Source organism: Pseudomonas sp. Sample_11 (assembly GCF_004307505.1).
GTDB classification, from domain to species: domain Bacteria; phylum Pseudomonadota; class Gammaproteobacteria; order Pseudomonadales; family Pseudomonadaceae; genus Aquipseudomonas; species Aquipseudomonas atacamensis.
Genome location: NZ_RCOD01000106.1, coordinates 72,715 through 84,948, shown reverse-complemented (window position 1 = coordinate 84,948; position 12,234 = coordinate 72,715). Strand labels below are relative to the sequence as shown.

General features: G+C 60.2%; 10 protein-coding genes. All 10 read left to right on the top strand.

What is annotated here, in order from left to right:
• Positions 1-1,367, top strand: a 1,367-nt coding sequence (bamA, locus tag D8U60_RS27560) for an outer membrane protein assembly factor BamA (protein ID WP_130901408.1), incomplete at its 5' end; no start/stop codon positions are given.
• Between the two features lie 45 nt (positions 1,368-1,412).
• Positions 1,413-1,916: an OmpH family outer membrane protein gene (locus tag D8U60_RS27555; RefSeq protein WP_003222140.1), complete on the top strand. Its 504-nt coding sequence runs from the start codon at positions 1,413-1,415 to the stop codon at positions 1,914-1,916.
• A 3-nt stretch (positions 1,917-1,919) separates the two neighbouring features.
• Positions 1,920-2,975, top strand: coding sequence for a UDP-3-O-(3-hydroxymyristoyl)glucosamine N-acyltransferase (gene lpxD / locus D8U60_RS27550; protein WP_016771470.1), 1,056 nt, complete (start codon positions 1,920-1,922; stop codon positions 2,973-2,975).
• 106 nt (positions 2,976-3,081) lie between these two features.
• On the top strand, positions 3,082-3,522 hold the full coding sequence (gene fabZ / locus D8U60_RS27545) for a 3-hydroxyacyl-ACP dehydratase FabZ (RefSeq protein WP_016771469.1): 441 nt from the start codon (positions 3,082-3,084) through the stop codon (positions 3,520-3,522).
• Positions 3,519-4,295: an acyl-ACP--UDP-N-acetylglucosamine O-acyltransferase gene (lpxA, locus tag D8U60_RS27540; protein ID WP_130901407.1), complete on the top strand. Its 777-nt coding sequence runs from the start codon at positions 3,519-3,521 to the stop codon at positions 4,293-4,295. Before fabZ ends, lpxA begins: the two co-directional genes overlap by 4 nt.
• Positions 4,296-4,297: 2 nt before the next feature.
• Positions 4,298-5,428 (top strand): lipid-A-disaccharide synthase, encoded by a 1,131-nt coding sequence (gene lpxB / locus D8U60_RS27535; RefSeq protein WP_130901406.1) that lies wholly within the window; start codon positions 4,298-4,300, stop codon positions 5,426-5,428.
• A gap of 11 nt (positions 5,429-5,439) precedes the next feature.
• Positions 5,440-6,066, top strand: a complete 627-nt coding sequence (gene rnhB / locus D8U60_RS27530; RefSeq protein ID WP_016771466.1) for a ribonuclease HII — start codon at positions 5,440-5,442, stop codon at positions 6,064-6,066.
• Between the two features lie 76 nt (positions 6,067-6,142).
• Entirely contained in the window at positions 6,143-9,664 is a 3,522-nt protein-coding gene (dnaE, locus tag D8U60_RS27525; RefSeq protein ID WP_130901405.1) for a DNA polymerase III subunit alpha, read from the top strand.
• A 139-nt stretch (positions 9,665-9,803) separates the two neighbouring features.
• Positions 9,804-10,751, top strand: coding sequence for an acetyl-CoA carboxylase carboxyltransferase subunit alpha (locus D8U60_RS27520; protein ID WP_016771465.1), 948 nt, complete (start codon positions 9,804-9,806; stop codon positions 10,749-10,751).
• 148 nt (positions 10,752-10,899) lie between these two features.
• A complete protein-coding gene (gene tilS / locus D8U60_RS27510; protein WP_130901404.1) occupies positions 10,900-12,228 on the top strand; it encodes a tRNA lysidine(34) synthetase TilS in 1,329 nt (442 codons plus the stop codon).
• Positions 12,229-12,234 lie beyond the last annotated feature (6 nt).

Below are 12,234 nucleotides of genomic sequence, written 5' to 3'. Positions count from 1 at the left end.
CGGGCAAGCGTGCCTACGTCAACCGCATCAATTTCCGTGGCAACACCAAGTCCGAGGACGAAGTGCTGCGTCGTGAAATGCGTCAGATGGAAGGCGGCTGGGCTTCGACCTACCTGATCGACCAGTCCAAGACCCGTCTGGAGCGTCTGGGCTTCTTCAAGGAAGTCAACGTTGAAACCCCGGCCGTGCCAGGTGTCGACGACCAGGTTGATGTGAACTACGCCGTTGAAGAACAGGCTTCCGGTTCGATCACCGCCAGCGTCGGTTTCGCCCAGAGCGCCGGTCTGATCCTCGGTGGTTCGATCACCCAGAACAACTTCCTCGGTACCGGTAACCGCGTCAGCATCGGTCTGACTCGCAGCGAATACCAGAGCCGCTACAACTTCGGCTACGTTGACCCCTACTGGACCGCTGATGGCGTGAGCCTGGGTTACAACGCGTTCTATCGCACTACAGACTACGACGAGCTCGACACCGACCTTTCGAGTTACGCGGTAGACAGCCTGGGCGCTGGTGTGAACATCGGCTACCCGATCAGCGAGACTTCGCGTCTGACATTCGGTGCTTCCGTTCAACAGGACGAAATCAGTACCGGTAGCTACACCGTTGACGAGATTTTCGACTTCGTTAACAAGGAAGGCGACAAGTACCTGAACTTCAAGGCGTCTGCCGGCTGGTCCGAGTCCACCTTGAACAAAGGCGTACTGCCGACCCGTGGCCGGTCCCAGAGCCTGACTCTGGAAACCACCATCCCGGGTAGCGACCTTTCCTTCTTCAAGCTTGATTACCGTGGTCAGCTGTTCCAGCCGATCACTGAAAACTACACCATGCGCCTGCACACCGAACTGGGTTATGGCGACGGTTACGGTTCGACCGACGGCTTGCCGTTCTACGAAAACTACTACGCGGGTGGCTTCAACTCCGTACGTGGCTTCAAGGACAGCACGCTGGGTCCACGCAGTACACCGAGCCGCGGTGCAGCTGTAACGGGTAACTCGGGTACGCTTGCCGATCCGGATCAGGATCCGCTGCCATTCGGTGGTAACGTGTTGATTCAAGGTGGCGTTGAAGTGTTGTTCCCGCTGCCGTTCGTGAAAGATCAGCGTTCGCTGCGGACCTCGGTGTTCTGGGACGTGGGTAACGTATTCGATTCCAAGTGCGACAAGACCACCAACGCTAGCGCGGGTTCTACGTCCAGCACTCAGTGCAACGACATCAGCCTGAGCAACATGGCCAGCTCCGTAGGTGTGGGCGTGACCTGGGTCACCGCACTGGGACCGTTGAGCTTCGCGCTGGCGATGCCGGTGAAGAAACCGGATGACGCTGAAACTCAAGTGTTCCAATTCTCCCTCGGCCAGACGTTCTAAGCGTCTGACCCAAGATAACGACAATGGATTTTGTAGGAGTGCATCGTGCGTAAGTTGACTCAATTGGTTCTCCTGGCCTCCGTACTGGTGGCAGGCCCGGCGTTCGCCGACATGAAAATTGCCGTGCTGAACTATCAGATGGCTCTGCTGGAATCCGACGCGGCGAAGAAGTACGCCGTGGATGCCGAGAAGAAGTTCGGTCCGCAACTGACCAAGCTGAAAACCCTGGAAAGCAGCGCCAAAGGCATTCAGGACCGTCTGATGGCCGGTGGCGACAAAATGCAGCAGGGCGAGCGTGAGCGTCTGGAGCTGGAATTCAAGCAAAAGGCCCGCGACTTCCAGTTCCAGTCCAAGGAGCTGAACGAAGCCAAAGCCGTTGCCGACCGTGAAATGCTCAAGCAACTGAAGCCGAAACTGGACAGCGCTGTGGAAGAAGTCATCAAGAAGGGTGGTTTTGACCTGGTGTTCGAGCGTGGCGCAGTCATCGATGTCAAACCTCAGTACGACATCACGCGCCAGGTTATCGAGCGCATGAATCAGCTGAAGTAACCCATGACCGTGACTATCAGGCTCGGCCAGTTGGCCGAGCACCTCGGCGCCACCCTGCGTGGCGACCCCGAGAGGCAAATTACTGGGCTAGCCACTTTGCAAGAGGCTGGCCCAGCTCAGTTGAGCTTTCTGGCAAATCCCCAATACCGCAAATACCTGGCCGGCTCTCAGGCAGCTGCACTGCTGCTCAAGGAAGCCGACGCCGAAGGTTTCGCAGGTAATGCCTTGGTGGTGCCGGACCCTTATCTGGCCTATGCACGTATCTCGCATCTGTTCGATCCAAAGCCAAAAGCGGCTGGCGGGATTCATCCGACAGCGGTGATCGCGGCGGACGCGGTGGTTGACCCGAGTGCCAGCATCGGTCCGTTCGTGGTGATCGAAGCCGGTGCACGCATCGCTGCACAGGTCACGCTGGGCGCGCATTGCGTAGTCGGCGCGCGCAGCGAAATCGGTGAAGGCGGCTGGCTCGCTCCGCGCGTCACGCTGTATCACGATGTGCGCATCGGCAAGCGTGTGGTTATTCAGTCCGGCGCAGTGATCGGCGGTGAGGGCTTCGGCTTCGCCAACGAAAAAGGTGTCTGGCAAAAAATCGCCCAGATCGGTGGCGTGACCATCGGCGACGATGTCGAGATCGGCGTGAACACCGCCATCGACCGCGGCGCTCTGGCCGATACAGTGATTGGCAATGGCGTGAAGCTCGACAACCAGATTCAGATCGCGCACAACGTCCAGGTCGGTGATCACACCGCCATGGCCGCGTGCGTCGGCATTTCCGGCAGCACCAAAATCGGCAAGCACTGCATGCTCGCCGGCGGTGTTGGTCTGGTCGGCCACATTGATATTTGCGACAACGTTTTCCTGACCGGGATGACCATGGTGACTCACTCGATTACCGAGCCGGGCGCCTATTCTTCCGGCACAGCCATGCAACCGGCGGCCGAATGGCGCAAAAGCGCGGCCCGCATCCGTCAGCTCGATGACATCGCGCGACGGTTGAAACAGCTGGAAAAGCGCGTTGGGGAAGTGACCCCTGACGGCAATGCCTCATCTGATGGCTGATACCATTTCCATATCAAGTGTGCACAGCCTCTGGACTGCCTCCTTGATTTGCTAGAGGAGTGCGCGTCAGTCGCGCTCCCAATCTTTACATAGGCTTTCCCCTGAAATGATGGACATCAACGAGATTCGCGAATACCTGCCTCACCGTTACCCGTTCCTGCTGGTGGACCGGGTGGTGGAACTGGACACTGAAGGCAAGCGAATTCGCGCCTACAAAAATGTCAGCATCAATGAACCGTTCTTCAATGGTCACTTCCCTGCGCATCCAATCATGCCGGGCGTGTTGATCATCGAAGCGATGGCTCAGGCTGCCGGGATCCTCGGTTTCAAGATGCTCGACGTCAAACCGGCCGACGGCACCCTGTATTACTTCGTCGGTTCCGACAAGCTGCGCTTCCGCCAGCCAGTCAAGCCGGGCGATCAGTTGATCCTTGAAGCGACCTTCATCAGCTGCAAGCGCAAGATCTGGAAGTTCGAATGCCAGGCTTCGGTGGACGGCAAGCCGGTCTGCTCGGCAGAAATCATCTGCGCGGAACAGAAAGTATGAGTTTGATTGACCCTCGCGCAATCATCGATCCGTCCGCCGTTCTGGCTGACGGCGTCGAGGTCGGCCCGTGGTCGATCATCGGCGCAGGTGTGGAAATCGGCGAGGGTACCGTGATCGGGCCGCACGTGATCCTCAAGGGGCCGACCCGCATTGGTAGGCACAATCGCATCTACCAGTTTTCTTCGGTAGGCGAAGACACCCCGGATCTGAAGTACAAAGGCGAGGAAACCCGCCTGGTGATCGGCGACCACAACGTCATCCGTGAAGGCGTGACCATTCACCGTGGCACCGTTCAGGACCGTTCGGAAACCACCCTGGGTGATCACAACCTGATCATGGCCTATGCCCACATCGGCCATGACAGCGTCATCGGCAACCACTGCATTCTGGTCAACAACACTGCGTTGGCCGGGCATGTACACGTTGACGACTGGGCGATCCTCTCCGGTTTCACACTGGTGCATCAGTACTGCCACATCGGCGCCCACAGCTTTTCCGGCATGGGCACGGCGATCGGCAAGGATGTTCCGGCGTTCGTCACCGTGTTCGGCAACCCGGCCGAAGCGCGCAGCATGAACTTCGAAGGCATGCGCCGTCGCGGTTTCAGCGAAGACGCGATCCACGCTTTGCGTCGTGCCTACAAGACGGTCTACCGCCAGGGCCTGACGGTCGAACAGGCGCTGGCCGAGCTGGCAGAACCGTCTGCGCAGTTCCCCGAAGTCGCCGTGTTCCGTGATTCGATCCAGGCATCGACTCGCGGCATCACCCGCTGATCATGGCCAATCTGCGTATTGCGCTGGTGGCGGGTGAGGCTTCCGGTGACATTCTCGGCGCCGGCCTCATGCGTGCGCTCAAGGCTCAGCACCCGGCAGTCGAGTTCATCGGCGTCGGCGGTCCGCTGATGCAGGCCGAAGGCCTGCCCTCGTACTTCCCCATGGAGCGCCTGTCGGTCATGGGCCTGGTCGAAGTACTTGGTCGGCTGCGTGAATTGCTCAAGCGCCGCAAAGAGCTGATTGCCACACTGATCGCCGCAAAGCCAGACGTGTTCATCGGCATCGATGCGCCGGATTTCAACCTCAATATCGAACTCAAGCTGCGTCAGGCCGGGATCAAGACCGTGCATTACGTCAGCCCGTCGGTGTGGGCATGGCGGCAGAAACGGGTGCTGAAGATCCGCGAAGGCTGCGATCTGATGCTCACCCTGTTGCCGTTCGAAGCGAAATTCTACGAAGAGAAAGGCGTGCCGGTGCGTTTCGTCGGTCACACCTTGGCCGATACCATTCCGCTGCAAGCTGATCGTGCCGCTGCCCGCGCCGAGCTGGGTTTGCCCGACGGTCCGCTGGTAGCGCTGATGCCGGGCAGCCGTGGCGGTGAAGTCAGTCGCCTCGGCGCGCTGTTCCTCGACACTGCCGAACGTCTGCGCGCCATGCGTGCGGGCGTGCGCTTTGTCATTCCTTGTGCAAACCCGGAACGCCGGGTGCAACTCGAGGCCTTGCTCGCTGGCCGGGATTTGCCGGTGACATTGCTCGACGGTAAATCCCATCTGGCCCTGGCCGCGTGCAACGCGGTGTTGATCGCCTCCGGCACTGCTACCCTTGAAGCGCTGCTGTACAAGCGGCCGATGGTGGTGGCGTATCGGTTGGCGCCGCTGACGTTCTGGATTCTCAAGCGCATGGTCAAGAGCCCGTACGTGTCGCTGCCCAACTTGCTCGCTCAGCGCTTGCTGGTGCCGGAGTTGTTGCAGGATGATGCGACTGTCGAGGCGTTGGCGCAGACACTGTCGCCATTGATCGATGGCGGCGAGGAACAGACCCGCGGCTTCGACGAGATCCACCGCACGCTGCGGCGCGATGCTTCCAATCAGGCGGCGCAAGCCGTCCTTGACCTGATCGGCAAACCACAATGAGCAAGACAAGCATGCAAATGGGCCTGGATTTCACTCTGGTAGCCGAAGTCGAAGAACTGGTCGCCGGTGTTGATGAAGTCGGTCGTGGCCCGTTGTGCGGTGCGGTGGTAACGGCAGCAGTGATTCTCGATCCGAACCGGCCGATCCTCGGCCTCGACGATTCGAAAAAGCTCACCGAAGCCAAGCGCGAAAAGCTCTATGACGAGATCTGCGAGAAAGCCCTGAGCTGGTGCATTGCCCGTGCCGAAGTTGAAGAAATCGACGATCTGAATATCCTCCACGCCACCATGCTGGCCATGCAGCGCGCGGTTGCCGGTCTGCACATTCAGCCGAAACTGGCGATGATCGACGGTAACCGCTGCCCGCATTTGCCGATGCGTGCCGAGGCGGTGATTCAGGGCGACGGCAAGGTGCCGGCGATCGCGGCGGCGTCGATTCTGGCCAAGGTCAGTCGTGATCGCGAAATGGCGGCGTTCGAATTGATCTACCCGGGCTACGGCATCGGCGGCCACAAAGGCTACCCGACGCCCGTTCATCTGGAAGCACTGGCGCGGCTCGGCCCGACGCCGATTCACCGCCGCTCGTTCGCCCCGGTACGCCTGGCTTACGAGGCGCGGGAAAGCCTGACGCAGGTTTAGGCGCAAGGCTGATGTTTTATTCGAGGCCCGGTACAATCCGGGCCTCGTTGTCTCTATGTAACTGGACAGGATCACTATGCCGGCTTCATTCGTTCATCTACGCCTGCACACTGAATACTCCCTGGTCGACGGGCTGGTGCGGATCAAGCCGCTGGTCAAAGCGCTGACCGCCATGAACATGCCGGCGGTCGCGGTCACCGACCAGAACAACATGTGTTCCCTGATCAAGTTCTATAAAAACGCCATGGGCGCCGGCATCAAGCCGATCTGCGGCGCCGACCTGTGGCTGGCGAACAAGGACCCGGATGCACCGCTGAGCCGCCTCAGCCTGCTGGTGATGAACGCTCAGGGTTATCGCAATCTCACCGAACTGATCTCGCGTGGCTTCATCGAAGGCCAGCGCAACGGCATGGTCATCGTCGAGCGCGAGTGGGTGGCCGAGGCCAACGAAGGTTTGATCATGCTGTCCGCCGCCAAAGAAGGTGAGATCGGCATGGCCATGATCGGCGGCAACCCGGCGGAAGCCGAAGCGCTGGCACGCGAGTGGATGGCGGTGTTCCCGGATCGCTTCTATCTGGAAATCCAGCGCACCAACCGTCCCAATGATGAAGAACAATTGCACGGCGCCGTCGCCCTCGCCGACAAGCTTGGCGCGCCGCTGGTGGCGACCAACGATGTGCGCTTCATCAAGCAGGAAGACTTCGCCGCCCACGAAACCCGTGTGTGCATCGGTGAAGGCCGCGCCCTCGATGACCCGCGTCGTTCTAAGAATTACAGCGATCAGCAATACCTGAAAAGCGCCGAGGAAATGCTCGAGCTGTTCAGCGATATTCCCGACGCCATCGAAAACACCGTCGAGATCGCCAAGCGCTGCAACATTGATGTGAAGCTGGGCACACACTTCCTGCCCAACTTCCCGATCCCCGATGGCATGACCATCGACGAATATTTCCGCAAGGTCTCCTTCGAAGGGCTCGAAGAACGCCTGGCGGTGCTGCTGCCCAAGGACACCACCGAAGACTACGAAGCCAAGCGTCAGGTCTACGTCGACCGTTTGAATTTCGAGCTGGATATCATCATCCAGATGGGCTTCCCCGGTTACTTCCTGATCGTGATGGACTTTATCCAGTGGGCCAAGAACAACGGCGTACCGGTAGGTCCGGGCCGTGGGTCGGGTGCCGGATCGCTGGTGGCTTACGTACAGAAGATCACCGACCTCGACCCGCTGGAATATGACCTGCTGTTCGAGCGTTTCCTCAACCCGGAACGGGTTTCCATGCCCGACTTCGACGTCGACTTCTGCATGGACGGCCGTGACCGGGTGATCGATTACGTGGCCGAGAAATACGGCCGCAACGCGGTGAGCCAGATCATCACCTTCGGTTCCATGGCCGCCAAGGCTGTGGTCCGTGACGTGGCGCGGGTGCAGGGCAAGTCCTATGGCCTGGCGGATCGTCTGTCGAAGATGATTCCGTTCGAAGTCGGCATGACTCTGGAAAAAGCCTACGAGCAGGAAGAGATCCTGCGTGACTTCATCAAGGTCGATGAAGAAGCAGCGGAAATCTGGGAGATGGCGCGCAAACTCGAGGGCGTGGTGCGTAACGTCGGCAAACACGCCGGTGGTGTGGTGATCGCGCCGACCAAGCTGACCGACTTCTCGCCGATCTATTGCGACGAGGCCGGTGACGGTCTGGTGACCCAGTTCGACAAGGACGACGTTGAGGCCGCCGGTCTGGTGAAGTTCGACTTCCTCGGCCTGCGGACCCTGACGATCATCGACTGGGCGCTGAAAACCATCAACCGCGACCGCGCCAAGGTCAACGAGCCGCCGCTGGATATCGCCTTTATCCCGCTGGACGACAAGCCGACCTACCAGTTGCTGCAAAAAGCCGAAACCACGGCGGTGTTCCAGCTTGAATCCCGGGGCATGAAAGAGCTGATCAAAAAGCTCAAGCCTGACTGCCTGGAAGACTTGATCGCACTGGTGGCACTGTTCCGTCCGGGCCCGCTGCAATCGGGCATGGTGGACGACTTCATCAACCGTAAGCACGGTCGCGCCGAACTGGCGTATCCGCACTCGGACTACCAGTACGACGGGCTCAAGCCGGTATTAGCGCCGACTTACGGCATCATCCTGTATCAGGAACAGGTGATGCAGATTGCCCAGGTCATGGCCGGTTACACCCTCGGCGGTGCGGACATGCTGCGTCGGGCGATGGGTAAGAAAAAGCCTGAAGAAATGGCCAAGCAGCGCGGCGGTTTCATTGAGGGTTGCGCGACCAACGGCATTGACGCGGATCTTGCCGGTAACATTTTCGACCTGGTGGAAAAGTTCGCCGGTTACGGCTTCAACAAGTCCCACTCCGCCGCTTACGGCCTGGTGTCGTACCAGACCGCGTGGCTGAAAGCTCACTACCCGGCGCCATTCATGGCCGCGGTACTCTCGGCGGATATGCACAATACCGACAAGGTCGTGACCTTGATCGAAGAAGTGCGGACGATGAAGCTGCGCCTCGACGCGCCGGACGTGAACACTTCGGAGTTCAAGTTCACGGTGAACGACGACGGCCGCATCGTTTACGGCCTGGGCGCGATCAAAGGCGTCGGTGAAGGCCCGGTGGAAGCGATCACCGAAGCGCGTCAGGCCGGTCCGTTCAAGGATCTGTTCGATTTCTGCGCGCGGGTCGACCTCAAGCGCATCAACAAACGAACTCTTGATGGCTTGATTCGCAGCGGCGCGCTGGATCGCCTCGGCCCGTATTTCCACGACGAACAAAAGGCCTATCAAGCCAACATCGACCGTAACCGCGCGGTACTGCTGGCGGCGATGGAAGAGGCGATCAAGGCTGCCGAGCAGACTGCGCGGACCCACGACTCTGGCCACGCCGACCTGTTTGGCGGCCTGTTCGTCGAAGAAGATGCCGACGTCTACGCGTCCCATCGCAAGGCCAAGGAGCTGACCCTCAAGGAACGCCTCAAGGGTGAAAAAGACACCCTGGGCCTGTACCTGACCGGTCACCCGATCGACGAATACGAAGGCGAGATCCGCCGTTTCGCCCGCCAGCGCATCATCGACCTGAAGCCGGCGCGTGACACGCAAACCGTAGCGGGGATGATCATTGCCCTGCGGGTGATGAAGAACAAGAAGGGCGACAAGATGGGTTTCATCACCCTCGACGACCGCTCCGGGCGGATCGAAGCGTCGCTGTTTGCCGATGCGTTCCATTCGGCGCAATCGCTGCTGCAGACCGACGCGATGGTGGTGGTTGAAGGCGAGGTCAGCAATGACGACTTCTCCGGCGGCCTGCGCCTGCGGGTCAAGCGGGTGATGAGCATGGAGGATGCGCGGACCAATCTGGCCGAAAGCCTGCGCCTGAAGCTGCACACCCAGGATCTCAAAGGCGATCAGCTACGCTGGTTGGGCGAACTGCTCAAGCGTCATCGCGGCGCGTGCCCGGTGACCATGGAGTACACCAGCCCGGATGCGAAGACCTTGCTGCAGTTCGGCGAGACCTGGCGGATCGACCCGGCGGATACCTTGATTCAAGCCCTGCGTGACCAGTTCGGGCGAGACAACGTCTTCCTCCAATACCGTTGACCGGCAAGTGCCATCATGGCGCTTGCCCGCAATCTGAATTTTTAATCTCGACCTCAGCGCGCCTCTCCCTTAAGGTAGGGCGCGAATAGACAACCGGCCGGCCCAAGCTCACTTGGGACACGACCCAAGACGGACGCCTATGAACCCGAATTTTCTAGATTTCGAACAGCCGATCGCCGACCTGCAAGCCAAGATCGAAGAGTTGCGCTTGGTCGGTAATGACAATTCGCTGAATATCGGCGATGAGATCTCCCGCCTGCAGGACAAGAGCAAGACGCTGACCGAAGACATCTTCGGCAAGCTGACCAGCTGGCAGATCGCACGCCTGGCGCGTCACCCGAAACGCCCTTACACCCTCGATTACATCGAGCACATCTTCACCGAGTTCGACGAACTGCACGGCGACCGTCACTTCTCCGATGACGCTGCCATTGTTGGCGGTATCGCCCGTCTGGAAGACCAGCCGGTGATGATCATCGGCCACCAGAAGGGCCGTGAAGTGCGTGAGAAAGTTCGCCGCAACTTCGGCATGCCGCGTCCGGAAGGCTACCGCAAGGCCTGCCGTCTAATGGAGATGGCCGAGCGCTTCAAGATGCCGATCCTGACGTTCATCGACACCCCGGGTGCCTACCCTGGCATCGACGCTGAAGAGCGCAACCAGAGCGAAGCGATTGCCTGGAACCTGCGTGTGATGGCGCGTCTGAAGACTCCGATCATCGCCACTGTAATTGGTGAGGGTGGTTCCGGCGGCGCACTGGCCATCGGCGTTTGCGATCAACTGAACATGCTGCAATATTCGACCTACGCGGTGATCTCGCCGGAAGGTTGCGCGTCGATCCTGTGGAAAACCGCCGAGAAAGCGCCGGATGCCGCTGAAGCGATGGGCATCACCGCTGAGCGTCTGAAAGGCCTGGGTATCGTCGACAAAGTGATCAGCGAGCCACTGGGCGGCGCCCATCGTGACCCGGCTGCTGCCGCCGCTTCGATCCGCGCCGAGCTGAGCTCGCAACTGGCGATGCTCAAGCAGTTCGATAACGAAGCGCTGCTCAAGCGCCGTTACGATCGCTTGATGAGCTACGGTCTCTAATCGAGCGCCGATTTGGCTGACGATGCAAAACACTGTGGGAGCGAGCTTGCTCGCGAAGGCGTTATAACAGACGACGAAATTGTTGAATGTTAATCCGCTTTCGCGAGCAAGCTCGCTCCCACACTTGGTTTCCGGCGAGGGTAAAGACATGGGTGAACGCTCGATTGATTTGCCATCCCGTCTTCTGCTGAACCTTGAGCCCTGGCGCAACGTCGCTCACTGGCGCATCGCCTTCTCCGGTGGCCTCGATTCCACCGTCCTCCTGCATCTGCTCGCCACTCTGGCGAACACCGAATCCCTCCCTGCGTTAAGCGCCATCCACATCCACCACGGCCTTCAGGCTGCGGCCGATGCGTGGCCGCAACACTGCCAAGACGTTTGCGATGCGCTGGGCGTGCCGTTGCAAGTAGAGCGGGTCACCGTGAAGGGCGGGGCGAGCCTGGAGCGGGCGGCGCGGGATGCGCGTTATGCCGCGTTCAGTTCGCTGACGCAGAGCAATGACGTGTTGCTGACTGGCCAGCACCGCGATGACCAAGCTGAAACCCTGCTGTTTCGGCTGTTGCGCGGTGCCGGTGTCCGCGGGCTCGGCGCGATGCCGCAGCAGCGTCCAGTGGGGCAGGGCACGCTGGTTCGACCGTTGCTGGATGTCAGTCGTGCTGAGCTGGAAGGTTATGCACAGGCGCATCAGTTGCGCTGGATCGAAGACCCGTCGAATCAGGATCACCAGTTTTCGCGCAATTACCTGCGCCATCAAGCCATGCCGGTGCTGACCGAGCGCTGGCCGCAAGCGCAGGCCAGCATGGCGCGCACCGCTGCGCATCTGCGTGAGGCGCAGGGCTTGCTCGATGAGCTGGCGCAGATCGATCTCGCCCAAGCCGAAACTCCCCATGAATTCGCTTGGCTGGGTGTGCCATCGCTGGAGCTGACACCATTGACGGCGTTGTCTGACGCGCGCCAGCGAAATGCCCTCAGCCACTGGCTCGAACCGTTGACTCGGCTGCCAGACGCTGACCATTGGTCGGGTTGGACAACGCTGTGCAATGCCGGCGCCGACGCTTCTCCGATCTGGCGTCTGGCCGACGGCGAGCTGCACCGCAGCGCCGGGCGCGTCTGGTGGCTGAGCGGCAATTGGTTGCGCACGCCAGTGATCGGCGCCGACTGGCAGACCCCGACTTCAGCGCTACGCTTGCCGGATAACGGACGCGTCATGCTCCACGGGCATGCTCCAGCCGGGCCTTTGCGTATTGCCTATCGGCAGGGCGGTGAGGTCATGCAATTGGCTGAGCGCGGTAGCCGGGATCTCAAGCGTCTGCTCAACGAGCGCGCGGTACCGGCCTTCGTGCGTGGCAGATTGCCGCTGCTGTTTCGTGACGAAGAATTGCTCGCCGTGGCGAACCAGCCGGGTCTTGATGGTCAGATGGACGAAGGCTGGACATTGCACTGGCAGCCAACAGACGAAGATCAAGGTTTGAGCTGAAAGGAG